This window comes from Bowmanella denitrificans (assembly GCF_039522935.1).
Lineage (GTDB): Bacteria > Pseudomonadota > Gammaproteobacteria > Enterobacterales > Alteromonadaceae > Bowmanella > Bowmanella denitrificans.
In genome coordinates this window covers 606249-627109 of sequence record NZ_BAAAEI010000006.1, presented here as the reverse complement: position 1 = coordinate 627109, position 20861 = coordinate 606249, and the positions used below count along the sequence as shown (strand labels likewise).

22 protein-coding genes, 1 pseudogene and 1 riboswitch are annotated in these 20861 nt (G+C 48.7%); of the genes and pseudogenes, 13 read left to right on the top strand and 10 right to left on the bottom strand.

Translation table 11 applies throughout. From position 1 onward, the window contains the following. The first annotated feature begins 110 nt into the window (after positions 1-110). The 10 genes and pseudogenes from ABD028_RS05725 to ABD028_RS05690 all read left to right on the top strand — a co-directional run bounded on the left by ABD028_RS05725 (position 111) and on the right by ABD028_RS05690 (position 9287). Complete coding sequence (locus ABD028_RS05725; RefSeq protein ID WP_343842789.1) at positions 111-905, top strand: trypsin-like serine protease; 795 nt, start codon at positions 111-113, stop codon at positions 903-905. Between the two features lie 141 nt (positions 906-1046). Beyond that, positions 1047-2789, top strand: coding sequence for an alpha/beta hydrolase family protein (locus ABD028_RS05720; RefSeq protein ID WP_343842787.1), 1743 nt, complete (start codon positions 1047-1049; stop codon positions 2787-2789). Positions 2790-3039: 250 nt separating this feature from the next. Beyond that, a pseudogene (locus tag ABD028_RS23245) lies at positions 3040-3213 on the top strand (IS1182 family transposase); the annotation flags it as partial. Positions 3214-4197: 984 nt separating this feature from the next. Then, positions 4198-4530, top strand: a complete 333-nt coding sequence (locus tag ABD028_RS05715; RefSeq protein ID WP_343842784.1) for a hypothetical protein — start codon at positions 4198-4200, stop codon at positions 4528-4530. Then, positions 4527-5720, top strand: a complete 1194-nt coding sequence (locus ABD028_RS05710) for a M48 family metalloprotease (RefSeq protein WP_343842782.1) — start codon at positions 4527-4529, stop codon at positions 5718-5720. Before ABD028_RS05715 ends, ABD028_RS05710 begins: the two co-directional genes overlap by 4 nt. Positions 5721-6261: 541 nt before the next feature. Then, positions 6262-7134, top strand: a complete 873-nt coding sequence (locus tag ABD028_RS05705) for a TolB-like translocation protein (RefSeq protein WP_343842779.1) — start codon at positions 6262-6264, stop codon at positions 7132-7134. Positions 7135-7218: 84 nt separating this feature from the next. Further along, the gene (locus ABD028_RS05700) at positions 7219-7689 is read left to right on the top strand and encodes a DUF3806 domain-containing protein (RefSeq protein ID WP_343842776.1); all 471 of its coding nucleotides are present in this window, start codon (positions 7219-7221) and stop codon (positions 7687-7689) included. Between the two features lie 251 nt (positions 7690-7940). Continuing rightward, positions 7941-8270: a DUF6980 family protein gene (locus tag ABD028_RS23240; protein WP_425542069.1), complete on the top strand. Its 330-nt coding sequence runs from the start codon at positions 7941-7943 to the stop codon at positions 8268-8270. 184 nt (positions 8271-8454) lie between these two features. Beyond that, positions 8455-8859 carry a DUF5655 domain-containing protein gene (locus tag ABD028_RS05695; protein ID WP_343842773.1) on the top strand — a complete coding sequence of 135 codons (405 nt, stop codon included), beginning with the start codon at positions 8455-8457 and terminating at the stop codon, positions 8857-8859. Positions 8860-8930: 71 nt separating this feature from the next. Next, positions 8931-9287, top strand: a complete 357-nt coding sequence (locus ABD028_RS05690; RefSeq protein WP_343842770.1) for a GFA family protein — start codon at positions 8931-8933, stop codon at positions 9285-9287. Positions 9288-9539: 252 nt separating this feature from the next. On the opposite strand, the gene ABD028_RS05685 is transcribed toward ABD028_RS05690, so the two are convergent. Next, positions 9540-10304: a HesA/MoeB/ThiF family protein gene (locus ABD028_RS05685; RefSeq protein ID WP_343842768.1), complete on the bottom strand. Its 765-nt coding sequence runs from the start codon at positions 10302-10304 to the stop codon at positions 9540-9542. A gap of 149 nt (positions 10305-10453) precedes the next feature. Here ABD028_RS05685 and mobA (ABD028_RS05680) point away from each other — a divergent pair, with 149 nt between their 5' ends. Beyond that, on the top strand, positions 10454-10948 hold the full coding sequence (mobA, locus tag ABD028_RS05680) for a molybdenum cofactor guanylyltransferase (protein ID WP_343842766.1): 495 nt from the start codon (positions 10454-10456) through the stop codon (positions 10946-10948). 158 nt (positions 10949-11106) lie between these two features. Then, on the top strand, positions 11107-11790 hold the full coding sequence (gene ytfE, locus ABD028_RS05675; protein WP_343842763.1) for an iron-sulfur cluster repair protein YtfE: 684 nt from the start codon (positions 11107-11109) through the stop codon (positions 11788-11790). A gap of 149 nt (positions 11791-11939) precedes the next feature. Here ytfE and ABD028_RS05670 read toward each other — a convergent pair whose 3' ends face one another. The 3 genes from ABD028_RS05670 to ABD028_RS05660 are packed head-to-tail and all read right to left on the bottom strand — an operon-like array spanning position 11940 to position 15626. After that, positions 11940-13076: a methyl-accepting chemotaxis protein gene (locus ABD028_RS05670; protein ID WP_343842760.1), complete on the bottom strand. Its 1137-nt coding sequence runs from the start codon at positions 13074-13076 to the stop codon at positions 11940-11942. Further along, positions 13077-13295 carry a hypothetical protein gene (locus ABD028_RS05665; protein ID WP_343842758.1) on the bottom strand — a complete coding sequence of 73 codons (219 nt, stop codon included), beginning with the start codon at positions 13293-13295 and terminating at the stop codon, positions 13077-13079. Positions 13296-13352: 57 nt separating this feature from the next. Next, positions 13353-15626 (bottom strand): nitric-oxide reductase large subunit, encoded by a 2274-nt coding sequence (locus tag ABD028_RS05660; protein WP_343842756.1) that lies wholly within the window; start codon positions 15624-15626, stop codon positions 13353-13355. Positions 15627-15852: 226 nt separating this feature from the next. Between ABD028_RS05660 and norR the strand changes: the two genes are divergently transcribed. Then, positions 15853-17385: a nitric oxide reductase transcriptional regulator NorR gene (norR, locus tag ABD028_RS05655; RefSeq protein ID WP_343842754.1), complete on the top strand. Its 1533-nt coding sequence runs from the start codon at positions 15853-15855 to the stop codon at positions 17383-17385. An 85-nt stretch (positions 17386-17470) separates the two neighbouring features. Here norR and moaE read toward each other — a convergent pair whose 3' ends face one another. The 6 genes from moaE to moaA form a co-directional block, all read right to left on the bottom strand. Continuing rightward, on the bottom strand, positions 17471-17947 hold the full coding sequence (moaE, locus tag ABD028_RS05650; protein WP_343842751.1) for a molybdopterin synthase catalytic subunit MoaE: 477 nt from the start codon (positions 17945-17947) through the stop codon (positions 17471-17473). Between the two features lies 1 nt (position 17948). Then, a complete protein-coding gene (gene moaD / locus ABD028_RS05645; RefSeq protein WP_102798829.1) occupies positions 17949-18194 on the bottom strand; it encodes a molybdopterin synthase sulfur carrier subunit in 246 nt (81 codons plus the stop codon). Next, positions 18191-18676 (bottom strand): cyclic pyranopterin monophosphate synthase MoaC, encoded by a 486-nt coding sequence (gene moaC, locus ABD028_RS05640; RefSeq protein ID WP_343842748.1) that lies wholly within the window; start codon positions 18674-18676, stop codon positions 18191-18193. Before moaC ends, moaD begins: the two co-directional genes overlap by 4 nt. Beyond that, positions 18676-19197, bottom strand: coding sequence for a molybdenum cofactor biosynthesis protein B (gene moaB, locus ABD028_RS05635; protein ID WP_343842745.1), 522 nt, complete (start codon positions 19195-19197; stop codon positions 18676-18678). The genes moaC and moaB overlap by 1 nt, the downstream gene beginning before the upstream one ends. After that, complete coding sequence (mobA, locus tag ABD028_RS05630) at positions 19197-19742, bottom strand: molybdenum cofactor guanylyltransferase (RefSeq protein ID WP_343842742.1); 546 nt, start codon at positions 19740-19742, stop codon at positions 19197-19199. The genes moaB and mobA (ABD028_RS05630) overlap by 1 nt, the downstream gene beginning before the upstream one ends. Position 19743: 1 nt before the next feature. Beyond that, on the bottom strand, positions 19744-20712 hold the full coding sequence (gene moaA, locus ABD028_RS05625; protein WP_343842740.1) for a GTP 3',8-cyclase MoaA: 969 nt from the start codon (positions 20710-20712) through the stop codon (positions 19744-19746). Beyond that, positions 20701-20821: riboswitch (molybdenum cofactor riboswitch) on the bottom strand. Its footprint overlaps the gene before it by 12 nt. Between the last annotated feature and the right edge of the window lie 40 nt (positions 20822-20861).

Here is a 20861-nt window from a genome sequence, read left to right as displayed (position 1 = left end):
AACAGCGCGGCAGGGATGCAAACTCGCTGGCTTAGCGCTTCGTGCAGTATAGCCAGAGGTTCGCGCCCCTTCGTGAAGATTTAGCTTTTTGATTAAACAATGGACATTGTATGAGGTTCTGGTATTTATTTTTTGCGGTGAGTCTACTATTGCCGAATTGCAGCAACGCAGTTGTAAAGCGACACGATATTCCAGCTGAAAAATATTTGGTTGAGAATGCACCAGAGTTCCTGATTGATATGCCGCACGAGGGGCATGGCGTGTTGATCGCGTCTCAATGGATTGTTACAGCCGCACATGTCATTTTTTATGATTACACAGGTAAAAGCATAAAAATTGCTGGTGAAAGTTACACAATTGAATCAGTAACCAAACATCCTGATTATATCGAGCCTGATGAATCTTTGTTTAAAGGTGATGCTGCACCTTTAATGACATTCTTGGCTTCAAGGAGTGATATCGCGTTAATCAAACTGTCATCACCAGTCAGTGGCATTGCCCCGGTGAAAATTTATCAGGAAGATAATGAAGTGGGACAAATTGTCACTGTGTTCGGTCGGGGAGCTACAGGGAACGGTCTGATTGGTGAGGATTTAAGCACTAAATCTCTACGTAAAACGCATTCCTTTCATAACAAAATTGACGGTGCAAAGGGTAACTGGTTGACGTATAAGTTTGATTCGCCGCCTAATTCATTACCTCTTGAAGGGATGCACGGATCTGGTGATAGCGGAGGTGCATCCGTTATTTTCCTTGATGGTGAACCTTATCTTGCCGGGCTATCAAGTTGGCAGTATTGGCAAGGTGACCTTTCTAAATTCAAAGGCGGCCTATATGGTGCTACCGCCTACCAAGTACGGTTATCTGTCTACAAAGATTGGATTTTAGGTGTGTTGGCTAGCTAACAAACGCCAGCACAATGCGCCTTTGGCGCTCGACTCGCAACAAGTTGCTCGCGTGTGTGGCGGGCGTTATAAATTTCTCGACCTCGTTTAAACCTTTACGAAATATTAGTCGACTAAGTATATTTTTAGATAAAGGAAAATATGTTGTTTACCAGAACCCTATTCCATTCTTTGGTGATTTCTTTAGGACTTCTGACATGTTCAGTTTATGCATCAGCAAAGGATCTAAAAAATTGTGTTTTGGCACAGTATAGTCCGCAAACAGTCGCAATTTCGGGATTACCAGATCCATCTATCATGGGAAGCTATAAATTTAAGGTAGTGAAATATGGTAAGAAACCTTCAATATTCAGTTCTTCAAATCCTGAAATTGTTACTCAAAAAGTAAAACTCCCGAGATTCTTGGCGGAACATTCTCGTTCCAAAGGTTACAAAGATGATGCCTACCATAAGTTTAACATTGATGTTTCCCTTGATGGTAAAGTTTGGCTTCCAAATGGGAAAGGTCCATTTCCTTTAGTGTTAATTACTCACGGAAATTCTGCTCCAGGCTTTGATTATCTGGCAGAACTATTAGCGAGCCGGGGGTATTTAGTTGCACAGGTTGATCAGACATATTTAAACGGTTTATGGGGCGAGAATGGTGCCAGAGGATGGGTATTGCTTGAACATTTGAAGTTATGGAGACAGTGGAGTTCAGAATCAAAACAGCCTTTTTTTGAGAAAGTAGACATGGAGAATGTTGCACTTATAGGGATGTCCAGAGGCGGTGAAGCGGTAGCTCTGGCTGCAACATTTAACCAATGGCAAACACTGCCTCATAGTGATGAAGTTCTCGATTTAGGGTTTAACATTCGAGCGGTTGTAGCGCTTGCACCTATGGATGGGCAATACCTACATACAGACGGAAGTAATGTCTTGAAAAATACCAATTACCTTGTCCTACAAGGCGGCCACGATGCCGATGTTTATCAGTTTCTTGGTAGTCAACAATGGCATAGAACAAGCTTTGATGACGGTGGAGACTATCTTAAGCAATTGGTCTATTTTTACCGTGGAAACCACATTAACTTTAATCAAAGTATGTCTGGAAGTTTTCATTGGGGAAAAAGGGGGAATTTTGACGCTCAATTGCTGGCACCAGCTCAACAAGAACAGCTTACTAAAGTATTTGTATCAGCTTTTCTAGAAGCAACTATATTAAAAAAGTTTGAATATCGCCAGCTTTTTAAACAGCTACCACTGAGCGAATTTGATTTACCTAAAGATATCTACATCAGTCGCTATATTACTTCCGATTTTAAGGTTATTGAGGATTTCGAGGATAGCTCTGTCAAGGTGAAATTATCGCGGGTAAATCGAGATAATAAGCAAACTTTTCTACCTGTATCGATTGAACCAGAACGGTTGAGGTATGGCGTAGAGACTCTAAATCGAGTGCTAAGAGTAAACCTTGCAAAAGACGTTGAAACGCATGTGAGAATAAAGCTACCTTCCCAAATGATAAAAAATCAGAGCAATCATCAGTATTTTAATTTTCAGTTTTCATTAGCACGCGCAGACACTTCTACGCAACAACAGTGCGAACCCTACAACTTATTCTCTGAGACTAAAGTCGAAGTGCTACAAGATTCTTTGTTGGTTGATTCTATTTCATTGGGTTCCATAGGAACTGTTAGTCCTTTATTGCTTTCCGACTTCTCAGAACTGGAACGAGGAGGTGTTCAATACGCACAAACAGAACCAATTTTACAGACTTTTTCCGTACCGGTTAAAGTTGAGAATGTCGTTGATGGTGCAACAGAGCTTGATATCATTTTTAAACCATCACAAAACGTGACTATTATTCTCGATGATTTTGGAACTACAGGAGGCACACATTAGTGCAGTCATTAATAAATATTGCAGTCTCTATAGATTGGAACTAAGTTATAACAAACCACTAAAGCGGACATAAAAAAGCTGGCTTATGCTCCTGCGTCGCCAATTTTAGCCAGCTATTTTGTGCTGTTTATGACGGTTTTGAGGTTGTACAAAAACCCTAAAGCGGCTCAATAGATCATCAACAATTGCTTCCCCCTGATCAGCGTTTGTGATCCAATAGGCTTATCAAATTGGCGCAGGAGCCTTGATGATGCTGCGTTTTAAGCCCCTCAATTATCAGCAACACTCGATGGTGGTGATTTACTATCTCGACTAGTTGCAGCCTGGTACGTTCAAACACGCCATTCATCATTTGATTGATGAGAAGCTGGATTTATCGGTGTTTTATCCGAGGTATAAAAATGATGACAATGGCCGTCCTGCTTAGGATCCGGCAGCCCTGTTAAAAATCATTTGAAGACCAGAAGAACACGAAGAGTGGACGATCACGAACTGCACGAAAAGGCAGGAACCGACCTTCGGCCGGTATTGGGATACCTCTCGCTGTGACGCGGGGGCGCAAAGAAAAAGCTCGCTGAGATATTTTGCTTTCAATGACTCTGAGCTCTCAGCGACTCTGCGAGAAGAGCTTGGGTGGTCAGGGTACAGAATATGCCGCTATGACTAGCCTGTTATGCAAGTGACATGGTGCACAATGGAGCGCGTGTCTTAGGCAGTATGAAAGTTAAGCAACTTCTGTCTTGCCACAGCGGTCTTCGCCATGGATACTAAAACCGCAATTTGGCTAAACAATGCCATAGGTATAGTTAAAACCTGACATGGACAGTTGTCCCCAACAGTTACCACTTAGGTTTGGCAAAACTCCGGGAAAGGAAGAGTCCATATCATTCGTTGAGTGATCACGAAACAATGAGCATCACGCTTATAGCAAAGGAAAATGAATTTTATAGCCAATTGGCTTTCCAATAGGAACTGAGTTAAGCGAGCTTGAAAATATGAGTAGATATCTTGGTATTGTCGGAAGCGATAATCTAGTTGTTTCTGGTTGGCCCACAGAGCTTTACCCAAGGCACTTAAAATTACTCAAGTTGTTGTTCAGCCATCTATGCAGGGGGACGGATACGGTTTAAAAATAATATTTGACTTGTTGATGCTGTGGTAAGTATTGAAGCTAAATCAATCAAACTTAACTCCCAATTATCCGCAATAACTCTCTCTCGAAAGTTGGGCTTGGAGGTACAATGGGCTTTATATCCTTCAAAATAAAGAGGTATTTAGCATGTTAAAATGGTTCTGGTGCTGATCAAATGATTCGGAAGGTTCAGTGTAAGTTGATGTGAAGAAACGCGCTGCAATAATCAATTTACTCTACCCTTTTTAATTATCGGCAGAATATAAGGATTTTCCAATGACAGATCTCACTCTCAAAGATGCGTTGATAGCTATAGAATCTGAAGCCGGAATCGAACTTCCTCTGGGGTTTAACCGGTTACCTTTGGCAGAAAGGTTTTCCGAAGTGCTTGCGTTGCTAAAGAGCAACATATGTCCCAGGAAAACAGAGATATCCAAGCGGGCTGATAGTGAAGAGGTATCGTTGGCCGTTTGTCTCACAGATGTTCTGATTACTCACTACACAGGAATACCAGCTCCCGTCTCAACAGTTTCACGTCACATCGCGAAGATCGGTCTTGAAAAATTTTGCAACACACCTGAAAGCTTGCTAGAGGCTGGAGTAGAATGACTACCCCTCCTGAAGAATTATTAAAGTGGCTTGACGAAGGAAGAACCCAGGCTTTTTCAAAAGTACCTTACGGTAAGATAATGATTGATGCTTGGCGATCCGCAGTCGCCGAAGGAAGGAAAATACGTCAGGATAAAGGTGACCCGGCCGCTTCACTGTCTACCGGTGCAAAAGATTTTGCAGAGCATTTCTACAAAGCAGACTTCAGTGAGAACAACGAAATTCCTTTTTATTATGGCTACCTGGTACAAAGCAAATTGCTGGCAGAGAGAGGAGCTCAATCACTAACGAAAGGAACACCTCTGAAAATTGCAGTGACCACACGCCCAACCAATCACAGATACGCTGCCGTCTATAAACCCGCAATCAGCCCAGACTGGTCAGTCATTATTATCGACTTCGGTTTCCTTTCAGTACTTATAGGGCTGTCAGTGATTTTGTCCAGATACATAGGCCTCAGCAATGATGCTAAAGGCTTGGCATTCCACTTTCCTAAATCCGGTGCAGATGCGTTCTTCGCAAAGGATAAAAGCACTCGCAATGATATTGTTCGCTTTTTGCTTCCTTGTCTAAATCTTAATCAAAATGACGCACCTGTACCACTTCCTCTGGACAACATCGATGAGCAACGCAATGTCGCCGCAACAATATTTATTCGCAGCCTGATTTTTTCAGTCGTTGCTCATGAATTCGGGCATGTGATTCGCGGACACCGCAGATTGCATTCAACACCGCATGAGCAACTCCATCAAATGGAATATGAAGCAGATGCTCTTGGTTTGATACTGACAGCCAACAACCCTTGGAAATATTTTGAATATTTCGGCGGAGGTGAAACAGCTACAGTCATGCAACTGACATCAATCCATCTACAAGCATTAATGTTGGCGGCCATAGGCATGATTGAAAAAGCTGAAAATATCGCCAGAAATATCGGTCATAAGATCGCTCTGGATAATACTCACCCCGACATAGGCAATAGATTAAAAGCCTCCGAATACATCCTAGGTACTATGCCGATGAGTGCCAGCATGCGCAGCCACATTCAGGAAACTCGGCAAAGCCTGGTTGATTTCACAGATAGTATGTGGACAGTAATCGAAGAAGAGCTTTCACGGCAAATTAACAGTCGCAGTCCTATATCAGGTACTGACTTTACTGTACCTGATGCAGATTTGCGTTTTGCATGATCTTTTCTTGAAGCAAAAGGGCTGAGCAACTTAATCCAAACAAGGGATCGATGGAGTAAGTGACATTGATATTGGTAATGGGGCAACTGAGCCAAAGCTTTGCCCCTAAGCGACCCGAGCCTGCCTTCGGTCGGAATTGGAATACCTCTCGCTGTGACGCGGGGCCCGCAAAGAAAAGCTCGCTGAGATATTTTGCTTTCAATGACTCTGAGCTTCAGCGACTCTGCGAGAAGAGCTTGGCTGGTCAGGATAAAGATTAAGCCGCTATGACTAGCCTGTTATGCAAGTGACTGAGGCGCAATGGAGCGCGTGTCTTACGCAGTATGAAAGTTAAGCAACTTCTGTCTTGCCACAGCGGTCTTCGCCATGGATACTAAAACCGCAATTTGGTTAATCAATGCCATAGTTGCAGTTAAAACCTGACATGGACAGTTCTCCTCAACAGCTGCCACTTATGCCTGGCAGAACCCCGGGAAAGGGGGAGTCCATATCATTCGTGTAGTGCGACAATCGAATTCAATGAGCTAAAAAAGGGAAGATTATGCACCGTATTTACAGGTCAGCGGCTATAGCTTTATTAGCTATATTTATAGTGGGTAAGAGTTATGCTGAAAACGCATCCCCAGTGCTAACCGGCCCTTATCTTGGGCAAAATCCACCCGGTTCAACACCGGAAATTTTTGCACCTGGTATTGTTTCTACAGAAGGTTGGGAAGTGAGTGGGGTGTTTACGCCTGAACTCAAGGAGTTTTATTTTATTCGGGATAGCAAGGAAAGCAAAAAGCAGGAAATTGTTGTTTTTAAGAGTATCAATAATCAATGGCACCAAACGGTTTTCTCACCCAGGGTAGGCACTCCTCTTTTCTCGCCTGATGGCAATATTATGCTTTTGGGTAAGCGCTATAGAGAACGGACAGAGCAAGGCTGGTCGGATGTGAAAAGCCTTGGCGCTCCTTTCGATAGCTTACCTATCATGCGCCTGTCAGCATCTGCAAAAGGGACTTACTATTTTGATGAATTCAAACGAGATTTTACTGGGGATATCCGATATTCACGATGGGTAGACGGAAAATATGAAGAACCCAAGCTGCTGGGGGGAGAGATCAATAGTGGAAAAAGTTTTCATCCTTTTATAGCTGCAGATGAATCATATCTGATATTTGATGGGGAAAGAGACGGCGGTTATGGTGATTCTGATCTGTATATTAGTTATAGACAGCAAGATGGATCATGGGGAAAGGTGATAAATTTGGGTGACAAGATAAACACCGCGGGCTGGGAAGCTGTTGCCAGCGTTACGCCGGATGGAAAGTATCTATTCTTCAATCGAAATATGACCCCAGACAACCATGATAACGTTGACATATTCTGGGTAGATGCACAATTTATAGAAACACTTAAGCATAAACAATAATTCATCTAACAATCGCAGCATGCGAGACACACAAAAATGTGTCTTTTGCTGTTTTTATGCTTTATCACTAAAAGGACTTAAAAGTTGAAAATTGCATATATTATATTTTTTGTTTTTTTAACCTTCAATCTATCAGCAGGTGAGAGGTTTCTAAATTATGATGATGTCCCTCAACAAATACTAGAAAGAATAAAGGAGGGCGCAAATCATACTATTACCCAAATGCACTCTCAGGGAGTAACTGCATTTGACTACAATGAAGATTCTGTGCGGCTTTTGAGCGATATTATCACTAATGAGCGCCTTCATCTTTCAGAACAGGCTAAAATGCTCTTACCTGAAATCTGGGGAGCTTATTTAGGGGAGGTGCTAATCAGAAAGCTTGGCGGTAAATGGGTTAAACTCGGAGATCAGTACGGGGTTATAATAGGGAAATCTCACATCTGTTTTCCTTTGAATAAAGTACATAAGCAGATCGTAAATGGCGAAGTGGATTCAATCTATGGGTTCTATTTATCAACAGTAAAAACTGCTAATGCTCTTGCAGAGCAATAGGGGCAGGTTAATTGATCCAGCGGGAGACTAGTTCGGCCAAAATCGTTGAAATATATTGTCGCCAGATAGCCAAGTCTGGCTTGGTTCCGATATAAATTCCTAGGCTGGCGTTAATGGGAATATTAGCCTGTCTATTGAGATTACCAAGATGGGTATGATAGACAGTTGCGGGGGGATTAAACGCTATTGATATTAGTCGAGCAACTGATAGCAAGGGAGCGAGGCAAGCAAGCCACTGAATGGAGCTTTAAGTGTCACTTATAAACAAGCATTGTTGCAGAGATATGGAACGCGCAACCTCCTTAAACTGTAAGCAACACCGAGACGTGTTCGAATGTCCCGATGTGTTGATCAGTTACATTTCAAAGTTTGATGAGTTTGGGCTAATTATCCACGATGGCGGCAGTTCATCCGTAGTTATAAGGTTTTGTCCTTGGTGTGGTTCAAAATTGCCTCTTTCGAAAAGAGAGATATGGTTTGAAAAACTAGAAGAGCTAGGGTTTGATGATCCGACTGAACAAAAAATACCAGAAGCGTTCGAAAGTGACGCGTGGTACAGCAACACTTACCTGGCGATGTAGAGCGTTCGCGTGGATGGCTATTTCATACAAAAAATATGCGTCGATAAACTATTGAGACGGTGTGCGGAACAAGACTTAATGCCTGGCCGTAGCTACTTATATAATCAGGCTGCATTATAGATAGTGAAAATCCATTTTGGCTAAGTCAACGCCTTAGCCACAGCGAAACAAAGGAAATTAAACAATGTGGCAGTGCCCCAACTGTGACAGGGAATTTACCCGTATCAACCAACGACATGTCTGCGGCACCGGCAACCGGGATGACGTAATACGCGACCGACCGCAGTCTGTTGTTGAAGTATACCGTGCCATAGAGGCACTGGTCAGTAGTCTGGGCAAAGTGGAGATAGTGGCAAGAGACAGATATGTGCTGTTCAGAAGCCGCCGAATTTTTGTTGATCTGTCAATTATGAAAGATGTGGTGCGCGTTGCCGTTCATATTGGTCGTAAGGTAGAAAACCCCATATTTATCAAAGTGGTTGATGATGGCAAGCAAGTTACCCATGTGGCCAAAATTGCCAGTCTAGATGAGCTCGGAGTCTTACAACCTCTGATTGAAGAGGCCTATAGGTTTTCTATTGCCAGATAATTCATGTCACGGCCTCACCATTCAGGGCCGTGGCTGCAAAAGCAGACTGATTATATTAAGGAGAAAAGACAATGAAACTTGCGCATTATGAAGGTAGCTGCCAATGCGGCGCAGTAAGCTACGAAGTGGATGTCGATCTGGATAATACCATCACTTGCAACTGTTCCCGCTGCCAACGGATGGGCTTTGTGCTGGCATTTACCTCAAAGGACCAATTTACCCTAAAGTCCGGGGAGCAGCAGCTCAGTGAGTATCTTTTCAATAATAAGGCAATTCGTCATCTGTTTTGTAAAACCTGCGGAGTGGAAAGCTTTGCCTACGGCAATATGCCGGATGGTTCACAAACTGTTGCTATCAACGTCAATTGCTTAGCCGGAGTGGAGCCAAGGGCGCTGAACAGCCAGCATGTTAATGGCCGCGACATGTAGCTAAATGGGCGTCGGGCAGCTTGCTATAGAGCTTGTTTTGCAAGCTCTATACGGCTTTCACAGGCCGTTAAAAGCCAATATTGCTTTGACCACGTAAGCCTGCCAACCATCGCTAAATTAACGCCCGGATTAAATTACGCCAAGCCGCGATGCTTGCGGTAGATCAATGTTACCCGCCGCGGATACTCTATATTATTTGCATCCTTTGTGATTGATTTGCGTAGGTTTTAAGGGCTTATTCAGGTCCCTGGGTTAAAACGGCTGTGACGACCTGACACAGACCGGGCAGTCCGGGTGGCGAGACAGCTTAAAGGTATGCCACTGGCCTGTGCGGGCATCGAACTGTTGCAGTTGCGCTGTTTGCACCGGTAGTCCGGCCAGCAGTTTCACTGCCATCAGGGCTTGCATTACGCCGATAACGCCGACCACCGGCGAGAGAATGCCGGATTCAACACAACTGAGATTTTGTTCGCCAAACAGGCTGGAAAGGCATTGATAGCAGGGGCAGTCCAGGTGGGGCTGATAACAGAACAGTTGGCCTTCCATACGGATGGCAGCGCCTGACACCAACGGCTTTTGCAGTTGTACGCAAAGGCGGTTAATCAGGTTGCGACTGGCCAGGTTATCGGTGCAATCCAGTATGACCTGATGCTGGCTGATAAGCTCAGAAAGCTGCTTTTCATCGGGGCGGGTAGCCAATGACGTTATCCGGCATTCGCTGTTGATGGCATGCAATCTGGTGGATGCCGCCTGGACCTTCTGCTGGCCAATATCACCTTCGGCAAACAGGATCTGCCGGTGCAGGTTGCTGAGTTCCACTTTGTCGTCGTCACATAATGTCAGATGACCAACGCCGGATGCGGCCAGATATTGCGCGGCAGGGTTACCCAGGCCGCCCATACCCATGATCAGAACGTTGGCGCACAATAGCTTTTCCTGGCCTTCAAGGTCGAAACCCGGCAGCAATACCTGCCTGTTATAACGAAGGGCTTGTTGATGGTTGAGCGTATCGGACATGACGGCTTCCTGCGGAGTTTTGTTCTTTTTAACGCCTGACGTGCCCAGGGGCAATACCTATTTGGGCGTTGTGGCTACCCCATAGGGTGTATGGCGAAAGTTTGTTCTTGCTGGTCAACTGACCACTTAGCAGTAGTTGGGAGTGACAGATGGAAACGCTAGGCTTAGTTATCACCCATCAATGCAGTGATGCCTGGTTACAATCCGCTGATTTTGAACGTGGCGTGACACGACTTAACGCCCTGTTAAGTGAATGTGGGATTACCAGCGTGGCAATTAGCGGTAATTGTTTCAGCCCAGGCTATATACCTGATATTTATCCGCATCATGGCATATTGTCTGCGCTGCACGCCGGGCTGTTTTACCGCCCTGAGTGTCATTTGCTCTGTGTTGCGCCGGATATGCCCGGCTTATCCACCGAACTGCTGCGCTGGTTGCTGGTGTCCGGGCGCATTGCCGGGCGCAGTTGCCACTATCGTCATCACGGTCTGCCGCTGTATCTGCACAATAGCCAGGCCCTACGTGAATGCCTGGAACACCGCTTAACCTGTGGTGAGCCGGTGAATACCGATTGCCTAACTATTTTACAGCCCCGGCAATTGGTCGCGCCTGATCCTAGCTGTCTGCTGCGTACTCTTAGTTAGAGGGTTTAAATTACCATGATGGTATTTTAAACCCTGCCAGGTTGGTGGTTCATTTTACCCTGTTTGAATTAAACTCATATAAAACAATAGGATAAACATGGTCTGCTGTTTGCAGAGTCTGGCTAAGATAAAACAGTAGAGAGTTAACAGGAGACACTATGGAAATGTTGTATCAATCCCTGGGTAATCTGGCCATTCAAATTGCCGGTGCCACGCGGGTTTTCCATCACTATAAGTTGGATTTTTGCTGCGGTGGTCATCGTACCCTGGCCGAAGCACTGCACAAGAAGGGCCTGCAAGCCGAGCCTATTCTGGCAGAGCTTAAGCAACTGGCAGAGAAAGGTGAGACCGAAAAGGATTGGACTTCTGCCAGTAACCAGGAACTGATCGCACATATTCTGGAGCGATTTCATGCCAAACACAGACAACAACTACCCGAGTTGATCCGCCTGGCCAGACGCGTAGAACAGGTGCATGGCGATTCAGCCGATTGCCCGCAGGGGCTGGCAGAACATCTGGAAAACATGCATCTGGAATTGGAAAACCATATGCTCAAAGAAGAGCAGATTCTATTTCCTATGCTGTCAAATGGCTTTCATCCGTCTGGTCCCATCAATGTCATGCAGGAAGAGCACCTGGATCATGGTGAGGCACTGGAGCAGATGTTGACACTGGCCCATGATCTGGAACTCCCGCTTGGCGCTTGTAATACCTGGACCGCCCTCTATCTGGGCCTGAAGGAATTAAAAGAAGACTTAATGGACCATATTCACCTGGAAAACAATGTCCTGTTTGTTGAGCGCCAAAGCGGCGAAGGCAGTTGTTGCGGTAGTTGTCACTAAGCACGGCTTTCCAGCCATCGGGTGGGCGTAGTGGTCTGATTGCCCACCCGATTTTTTCTATCTTCGTGTCTTATCTGTGGTATCTGTGGTCACTTTTTTTGTGTTAGTCTGGGGCAGGTATGCATGTCGGATAGATGCGGGGCGGCTTGTCAGGCCACCCGGGTCGATAGGACATGATTGCTCTGTCCGTGAATCAGCGCTTCAGTCAGGCACTTAATCAGACTGGCCACTTCCGCAGCCGCTTGGTTCATACTGAGCAAACAAGTCTTTGCGGTTTTGAATTGTTTCTCGTTTGCTGCCTGCAAAGCCAGGCGGGCAAATTCATGTACCTGTTCATGCGGTTGCTCCAGTTGCCGGAATTGCGGAATGGATTCGAAGTGGGTGCGAAACATGGGGTTGTAATACCAGCGACCAATGCCGCACTCTTCTTTGCCAATAGCCTGCGTCAGGTCAATAGGCAACAGGCCGAGCACCATACGTTGTACGGTGACGACCAACTGCAATTCCTCTATGTTGCCCAGCTCAATCTCTGCCAATAAGGCACTTTTAACCAGGCTGGCCTGAATATGCCGCATATCCTGCAGTTGCTCACTGATATTTCCGATATGCTGCTCCACGTGCCCAAGCTGGTGTTGGGTCAGAGCGATATCCTGTTGGCTTTGTTTGTGGGTTTGCTCCACTTTGCGCTCTATTTCCTCTGCCTTGTCACCTATATGGCCGGTAAGCTGCCCGGTTTTTTGTGCCAGTGTCCTCACTTCGTTGGCCACTACGCTAAAACCCCGCCCGTGCTCCTGAGCACGAGCTGCTTCAATGTTGGCATTGAGAGACAGCAGATTGGTGGTTCGAGCCACGTCATTGACTTGCTCGCTAATTACCTGAATTTGCCCGGTGTGTTGTTTCAAGTCGACGATATCTGCTGCCATTTGCCGGGTTCGGCCGAGAATGTCGCCAAGATTGCCCAGCACCTGACTGAGTGCATGCTGAACATGCACAGAGCGTTTGTTCAGAGATTCCATATTGTCTCTTTCGTCGGCCAGGAATGTCTGCAGTAGCTGAAAGCTTTGCCGATAGCCATCCAGCGAATCAGCAAAGCCGGTTAATATGGCCTGCTGTTCATGGCGTAAGCTGTCCTTTTGTTTGAGACGCTGGTTTTCCTGTTGGCACAAATATAGCTGCTGTTGCATATCGCACTTGGCCTGTTGTTCTGTGCGCAGTGTTTCTGATGCTTGCAACCATTGCTGTTTGTAGTACTGGCCGAAATATTGTTGTAGGGAGTGAAGCAGCATTTAAACCTCCATTTTTTGTGCATGGCGTCCAATACATCTGAGCACATAAGCGATTTTTAGCAGGGTGGCTGCAAAAATCAGGCTGATATGGGCACTCACCTGCACAGTGATGCTGAAGTGATCGGCGGCCAGGTAACCTACCCAGATTGTCAGCAACATAATGCTCACAGATAAAACCAGCAGGCCTTCGGCCATTCGGGTCAGTTGTGGAAATTTCATGTATACCTCCAGAAACAGTTTGGGCAGTAGGGCAGGACGTGCGCCTGCCCCAAGGGGTTAATCTTGTTCCGCGGTGGCGGGCTGCGTCAGGGCCGAATTGTGCCCCCATGCCAATAAGCCTCTAACCACCTGCCAGGACAAGGCGAGGGCGCCGATGATAAAAATCACATCGCCTAAGGTTCTGATCCAGCGCAGTGTTTCCAGCAACGGAGTCTGCATAAAGGCTTCACTGCGGGCATACCAGAATCCCTGTGACACACTGGCATAAAATTGCAGTACGCCAATGGGTAGCAAACTGGTGAAGAGCATCAATACCAGACCGCCGTTTAACCACCAGAAGCCGACTGTCATCAGTCTCTCGCTAAAGACTAAACCTGGCCGGATATAACGCAGCACCAGCAGGGCAAAGCCCAGGGCCAGGAAGCCGTACACCCCAAACAATGCAGCATGGGCATGAGTGGCCGTGGTGTTCAAACCTTGTATGTAATAGAGCGCAACCGGGGGATTGATCATAAAGCCAAAAACGCCGGCCCCCAGCATGTTCCAGAAAGACACCGCCACAAAACACATCAGTGGCCATTTGATCTGCTGCATCCAGGGCGCACGTTGTTGTAAGCGCCAGTTCTCAAAAGCTTCGTAACCCAGTACCACCAGCGGCACCACTTCCAGCGCACTGAATGTGGCACCTACCGCCATTACCGGGGTGGTGGTGCCGGAAAAATACATATGGTGAAAGGTGCCAGGTACGCCACCGAGCATAAACAGCGATGCCGAGGCCAGACTGGCCGTTGTGGCCATGGTGCGGGACACCAGGCCCATACTGCAGAAGATAAAGGCCAGGGCGGTGGTGGCAAACACTTCAAAAAAGCCTTCCACCCAAAGATGGACTATCCACCAGCGCCAGTACTCCATAATGGACAAATGTGTGCGCTCGCCATAGAAGAACCCTGCACCATAGAACAGGCCTATGGCGACCACTGAGGCGGTTAGCAGTGCCAGCAGATTGCGGTCACCTGGCTGGCGCAGGGCTGGGACGATACCGCGTAACATCAGGCCCAGCCAAAACACAATGCCAGCAAACTTACCTATTTGCCATAAGCGGCCAAGATCAACAAATTCGTAACCCTGATGGCCCAGCCAGAAGCTCCATTCGGCTGGCATGATTTGCGCAATGGCCAGGTAATTACCGGTAAAGGAGCCAATCACCACGATCACCAAGGCCCAGAACAAAATATCGACCCCAAGTTTCTGGAATTTGGGATCGCGCCCGCCATTGATGATCGGGGCCAGGAACAACCCTGCGGTCAGAAAGCCGGTGGCTATCCAGAACAGCGCGGATTGAATATGCCAGGTTCTGACCAGGGAATAGGGAAAGTACTGTGATACATCCAGGCCATAGAATTGCTGGCCTTCCACCGTGTAATGGGCGGTAAAGCCACCCAGAAAAACCTGAAAGGTAAAGAGCGCCACCACCAAAAACACATATTTGCCCAGCGCCTTTTGCGAGGCTGTCAGCTTGACCAGACTCAGTGGGTCTCGCTGTGGTGCCTGTGGTTCGGGATCCTCTTTACGCAGAAATGCCCAGGCCCATACCAGGCCACCGACGCCGGCAATCAGCAGCACCACTGAGACAACCGACCACAGGATATTTTCGCCTGTGGGTTGATTATCTATCAGGGGTTCATGGGGCCAGTTGTTGGTATAGGTTGCAGTAGAATCAGGTCTTTCGGTGGCGGCGGCCCAAGCTGTCCAGAAAAAGAAATGTGCCATGCTGGCACGTTTATCTGCATCTGGCAGGGTGTTTTCTTTCATGGCGAAGCTTTCACGGCTACTTTGCAATTCAGGATGATCACTGAATAGCTTGTCATAATACCCGGCCACGTCCGCCATGGCCGCTGCCCGACGTGCACTGACCAGCACAATATCGCCTGGTTGCAGCGTGTTTTGTCGATACTCCTGTTTCAGGCGAAATTTCAGCAGATTCTGCTGTTCGGCATCAAGCCTGGCATAGGCTTGTCCGTAGGTGTCTTCTGCCGCCAGTTGCAACCAGGCCATCAGTTCCCGGTGTAACCAGTCGGCAGTCCAGTCCGGGGCCTGATAAGCGCCATGGCCCCAGATTGAGCCAAGCTGCATACCACCGATGGATTGCCAGGCTGTCTGACCATCCAGGATTTGCGATTCGGTCATCAGCACCTGTCCCGATGGGGTGACCACTTGCTGAGGAATAGGCGGGGCCTGGCGATATACTTCGCGACCAAAATAGCCCAGCATGGCAAAGGTAACCGCCAGTATGGTGATAAGCACAAACCAGAGTCGACGATAATTAGCCATACATCCTCTCCCGGTGATGGGTAAATAAGTGGATGCTGACAGGCAGCATCTTGCAACAGGTAGGTAGCATTTGGGTGTTCTCCGTTATTGTTGTGAAGCGCAACCTTCTATGGCAAGGCCTGTGCCATGGTTTAACTCAATGAAAATAAAGAAATAAAAAACAACATGGTAAAATAGACCTTGTTTTGGTAAGGTTCTATTTACCGTTTAAAGGGTTGTAAATACCATGATGAATGAATTTCTGGTGGCAGATCTATCGGTCGAACTGCCTGACCAACTGCGTTTAGAAAGGCTGGTTAAAACCCTTAAGGCCGAGTTTGAATGCGGCGCCGTAGCGCTGCTGAAACTGGAAGGTGAGATGCTAAAGCCCCTGGCTGTCACCGGGCTGGTCAAGGAGACCCTGGGGCGGCGGTTTTTACCGGCCCAGCACCCAAGGCTGGCGGCAATTCTGACCAGTGAGCAGCAACCGGTTTGTTTTGAACACAGCAGCGCGTTGCCTGATCCCTACGACGGCTTACTGGATCAGTTAGCCGGTGAGCCGCTGCCTGTGCATGATTGTATGGGAATGCGTCTTGAGCAGGACGGCAAGAGCTGGGGGGTGATCACCTTTGATAGTTTGTCACCCGGCACCTTTGATCAGTCGGCGTTATCCAGACTGAAGCAGCAGAAACTCTTACTGGAAGCCGCTATTCGCACCACCCGGCTGGAGCAGGAAAATCGCAGCTTGCGCCAGTCGCGCATTGGTGCGGCAATTCCGCAGGAAGCTGGGGGCAGCGGTGAAACCGAAATTGTCGGACGTAGCCAGGCATTGCAGCAACTGCTGGCAGAACTGGATACAGTGGCGGATTCAGAGCTACCGGTGCTACTGCTGGGGGAAACCGGTGTCGGCAAAGAATTATTTGCCAGGCGTTTGCATCTGCACTCCAGGCGGGTTGATAAACCCCTGATCCATGTGAACTGTGCGGCGTTACCCGAATCCTTAGCGGAAAGTGAGCTGTTTGGTCATGTTAAAGGGGCGTTTTCCGGGGCCCATCAGGAGCGGGCTGGCAAATTTGAAGCCGCCAACGGCGGCACCTTGTTCCTCGACGAAGTAGGGGAGTTACCGCTGGCCGTGCAGGCTAAGTTGCTAAGGGCTCTGCAAAACGGTGAAATTCAGCGCCTTGGTGCTGATAAGCCGCGCAAGGTCAATGTACGGATTGTGGCCGCCACCAATCGGCAGCTTAAAGACAGTGTCAAAAATGGCGATTTTCGCGCCGACCTTTACCACAGGTTGTCGGTATACCCCGTGCCTATTGCACCACTGAGGGAAAGAGGCAATGACATCCTGCTGCTGGCCGGCCATTTTCTGGAGCAGAATCGTGCGCGACTGGGATTACGCAGTCTGCGTTTGTCCGGGGAGGCAGAACAAGCCTTGCTGGCATACCAGTGGCCGGGCAACATCCGTGAGCTGGAACATGTGATCAGCCGGGCTGCGATCAAATGTTTGGGACGCAGCCCGGCCCGTGACGGCATTTTCAGCCTGGCACCGGAGCTATTGGATCTGGATGTTGAATACAGCCAGCCTGTCGTGCCAGCAATAACAGAAGCAGCCAGTGGGCAGACGTTGATGCCGATGAAAACCTTGTTGGATCAAACCCAGCGGCAAGCCATCAAAGCGGCGCTGGAGTGCAGCGGGCAAAACTGGGCTCAGGCGGCCCGGTTACTGGAACTGGACGCCAGCAACCTGCATAAACTGGCAAAACGCCTTGGGGTAAAATAACCACTAACAGTGAACTTGCGTTCTCAGGCCTGGGGCGTGCAGCAGCACGTTCTCGTTGCTGTTGGCTGCGCGCCTGGCTGCCCTGTTACTGGCAGTGCCACTGCTGCGCTTTTTGTTGATCTTGCGGATTGGCCTGCACCCAGTGTTCACCAGTGTCGCCTTGTTCTTTTTTCCAGAAGGGCGCGCGGGTTTTTAGCTGATCCATAATGAACTCACAGGCCAGAAATGCGTGGTGCCGGTGACAACTGCTGACACCAACAAACACAATTTGCTCACCGGTGTTTAAAGTACCAACGCGGTGAACCAATCTCACACGGCTAACCGGCCATCTATCGCGTGCCTCTGTGACTATTGCTTTTAGGGATTTTTCGGTCATGGCCGGATAATGTTCCAGTGTGAGTGTTTGTACCTGGTTATGCTGATTAAAATCCCGTACCAGACCAACAAAACTCACCACCGCGCCGTCCTGTCGGTTACCGGCACACAGTGCTAAGTACTCTTCGGCCTGACAGAAGTTGGCCTGCCTGACCGAGATATAATCTGATGGTTGCCTGGCACGCATATCAGCCTCCTGTTACTGGCGGGAAAAAGGCCACTTCATCGCCGGAATGTAAGGGATGATGGTCATTCACTAAGCATTGATTAACCGCGGCCAGGGAATTATCCGGGGCAAGATAAGCCTGCCATTCTTTGTGCTGGGCCATTAAATAATGGCGCAGCGCACCAATATCGTAAAAGGCGCTGTGTAAGGTCAGCTTGTCATGGCCCAGTTGTTCCCGTAGCTGGGCAAAAAATAACACGGTAATCATACTGACTGGTCCTCCTGCCAATGGCCGCTTTTGCCGCCTTGTTTTTCAATTACCCTGATGTCACCGATGCACATTGCCGGATCCACCGCTTTACACATATCAAACAAGGTCAGTGCTGCTACCGAGACGGCGGTCAGCGCTTCCATTTCCACACCGGTTTGGCCTGCCAGTTTGCAAAGGCTGCGGATCAGCACGGCCTGGTTGGCCTGATCCAGCTCAAAGTCAATATCCACCTTACTAAGCAGCAGTGGATGGCATAAAGGGATCAGATTGGCGCACTGTTTGGCTGCCTGAATACCGGCCAGCCGCGCCGCTGCGAACACGTCCCCCTTGGGCAGATTGCCCTGGCTTATCATTGCCAGCGTCTGTGGGCGCATTGTTATTCTGGCTTGGGCGCTGGCCATGCGCTGAGTCACTGGCTTTTGGGTGATATCTACCATGCAGGCGTCACCCTGTTGATTGACATGACTAAGACTCTGCATCAGCGCCCCTCACAGCCATGTTCGCCAAGTAAATGCGCGACGAAGTTACAGGGGCCGGTGCTGGCGTCCAGTTGTGGGGCCAGCAAATGCTGCCAGGCGGTGCGACAGGCATTGGTGGAGCCGGGCATACAGGCTATCAGGGTATGATTGGCCAAGCCGGCAAAGGCCCTGGATTGCATTGCCGCACTGCCGATATCGGCAAATGACAGCTGCCGGAACTGCTCACCAAAGCCATCTACCTGCTGGGCCAGAAGCGGCTGCAGTGCTTCGGGGGCGCAGTCTCTGGGGTGAAAGCCGGTGCCACCACTAATCAGCACCACCTGAATACCCACATCAGCAATCCACTGGCTGACCTGGGCCCTGAGGGGATAAAAATCACAGCGCAGCAGTTTTCTGTCAGCCAGGTGGTGACCTGCCGATGTGATGGCGTCTGCCAGATACTGACCTGAACTGTCCTGTGCCAGACTGCGGCTGTCAGACAGGGTCAGCAGCGCAATGTTTAAACAGAAATTCGTTTTCATTAGGCACTCCTGGGGGCCGTGGCATGTTGCCACTGGGCCGGGGTATTGATGTTTTGCAGCATATTTAGCTCAGAACAGGGTATGGACAGCGCGCCCTGCTGGTCAAGCATCTGCCGCACCGAGCCGCAACCTTCGTTATCGAGTAACTCAGCCAGATAATCACGCAGCGCCGGGTTTACCGGTAAATACAGGGGTAAAAAACTGTCTTGAAAGTAGCAGGGGCTTTGCCGCTGTCGGCCCTGATAGCAAAGTAAGCGCAATGGCGCGGCCTGCAAAAATGGCATATCCACCGGCACAATCAGCAGCTCGTCATCATCCTGCAGATGGGTGAGTACGGCATGAATGCCACCCAGCGGACCGGCATCTTTAATCAAATCCTGCACAAAGCCTAGCTGGTTACGACTTATCATTACCCGTTGACAACCGCTGTCTGCCAGTAATTGGCTGGTATGCTGCAAAAGTGATTGCCCTTGGTAGTCCAGCAAAGCCTTGTCGTAGCCCATGCGACTGGATTTTCCTCCTGCCAGTACCAATCCGGTCAGCATATTATCCTCCCAGCATGGCCAATTGGCGGGTTGCGCCGCTGTGACCCTGATGCAGCCAGTGACTGGCATCTTTAAGCCCAATCAGTTCTGACAAGCGTTGCTGCACGGCGGCAATATCGCCGGTTTGCAACCAGGGGCGCAGCGACAGGCCCTGCTCGGCAAACAAACACAAATGCAGGTCGCCGTTGGCAGCCACTCTAAGCCTGTTGCAAGAGGCACAAAAATCCTTGTCGTAGGGCATAATCAGGCCGATACGCCCCTGGTAGTCCGGGTGGCTGAACTCCTGGGCGGGGCCGGCGGCTTTATCTGCTGTAATGCGGGTCCAGCCCTGTTCAAGCAGCGCGCGCTTTATACCCTGGCCACTTAAATGATGCTGGCTAAAAAACGCCTGATTGTCCCCGGTTTGCATCAGTTCTATCAGGCGTAAGGTGACCGGCATGCTTTTCAGCCAGGTTAACGCAGTCTGCAGCAGCGATTGAGAATAGGGTTTAAGCAGGACCGCATTGACCTTTACCGGCAAATTCAGTGCTAAGGCGCGGTCCAGTCCGGCCAGCACGGTATGTAGTTTGTCATGGCCGGTAATGGCATAAAACTGGCGCGGATCCAGGCTGTCAATACTGACGTTCAGCGCATTCAGTCCGGCGCTTACCCATTGGTCCACCATCTTGGGCAATTTAAAACCGTTGGTGGTCAGGGCGACTTTTTGGATACCCGGCGTCTGTGCACAGCGCTGTATAATTTGTGGCAGATCTTTACGCAGTGAAGGTTCACCACCGGTGATACGAATTTTACTGGTGCCCAGGCCCGCAAAGGCCCCGGCCAGAGTGGTGATTTCCTGTGGGCTGAGAAAGGTTTGTTTGGCATTGCCCTGATACCCATCAGGCAGGCAATAACTACAGCGAAAATTGCATACTTCGGTAATCGACAGCCGCAAATAGCGAAAGCGGCGGCCAAATCTGTCTTCCAACATACTCACACCTTTCCAAACATGGGAGGCTGGCAGATTTCTCGTCCAACCCTATAGGCCAATGGCGCATGCCCGCAGGTTTAGCGCTAAGGGCTCGGCAGGCCCGGAACGGTCCGGGCACTGACAAGCCTACGTGAAATTGGCATTATGAC

Coding starts and splice junctions, on each gene's coding strand:
- ABD028_RS05725 (WP_343842789.1), top strand. CDS start 111: ATGAGGTTCTGGTATTTATTTTTTGCGGTGAGTCTACTATTGCCGAAT.
- ABD028_RS05720 (WP_343842787.1), top strand. CDS start 1,047: ATGTTGTTTACCAGAACCCTATTCCATTCTTTGGTGATTTCTTTAGGA.
- ABD028_RS05715 (WP_343842784.1), top strand. CDS start 4,198: ATGACAGATCTCACTCTCAAAGATGCGTTGATAGCTATAGAATCTGAA.
- ABD028_RS05710 (WP_343842782.1), top strand. CDS start 4,527: ATGACTACCCCTCCTGAAGAATTATTAAAGTGGCTTGACGAAGGAAGA.
- ABD028_RS05705 (WP_343842779.1), top strand. CDS start 6,262: ATGCACCGTATTTACAGGTCAGCGGCTATAGCTTTATTAGCTATATTT.
- ABD028_RS05695 (WP_343842773.1), top strand. CDS start 8,455: ATGTGGCAGTGCCCCAACTGTGACAGGGAATTTACCCGTATCAACCAA.
- ABD028_RS05690 (WP_343842770.1), top strand. CDS start 8,931: ATGAAACTTGCGCATTATGAAGGTAGCTGCCAATGCGGCGCAGTAAGC.
- ABD028_RS05685 (WP_343842768.1), bottom strand. CDS start 10,304: ATGTCCGATACGCTCAACCATCAACAAGCCCTTCGTTATAACAGGCAG.
- mobA (WP_343842766.1), top strand. CDS start 10,454: ATGGAAACGCTAGGCTTAGTTATCACCCATCAATGCAGTGATGCCTGG.
- ytfE (WP_343842763.1), top strand. CDS start 11,107: ATGGAAATGTTGTATCAATCCCTGGGTAATCTGGCCATTCAAATTGCC.
- ABD028_RS05670 (WP_343842760.1), bottom strand. CDS start 13,076: ATGCTGCTTCACTCCCTACAACAATATTTCGGCCAGTACTACAAACAG.
- ABD028_RS05665 (WP_343842758.1), bottom strand. CDS start 13,295: ATGAAATTTCCACAACTGACCCGAATGGCCGAAGGCCTGCTGGTTTTA.
- ABD028_RS05660 (WP_343842756.1), bottom strand. CDS start 15,626: ATGGCTAATTATCGTCGACTCTGGTTTGTGCTTATCACCATACTGGCG.
- norR (WP_343842754.1), top strand. CDS start 15,853: ATGATGAATGAATTTCTGGTGGCAGATCTATCGGTCGAACTGCCTGAC.
- moaE (WP_343842751.1), bottom strand. CDS start 17,947: ATGCGTGCCAGGCAACCATCAGATTATATCTCGGTCAGGCAGGCCAAC.
- moaD (WP_102798829.1), bottom strand. CDS start 18,194: ATGATTACCGTGTTATTTTTTGCCCAGCTACGGGAACAACTGGGCCAT.
- moaC (WP_343842748.1), bottom strand. CDS start 18,676: ATGCAGAGTCTTAGTCATGTCAATCAACAGGGTGACGCCTGCATGGTA.
- moaB (WP_343842745.1), bottom strand. CDS start 19,197: ATGAAAACGAATTTCTGTTTAAACATTGCGCTGCTGACCCTGTCTGAC.
- mobA (WP_343842742.1), bottom strand. CDS start 19,742: ATGCTGACCGGATTGGTACTGGCAGGAGGAAAATCCAGTCGCATGGGC.
- moaA (WP_343842740.1), bottom strand. CDS start 20,712: ATGTTGGAAGACAGATTTGGCCGCCGCTTTCGCTATTTGCGGCTGTCG.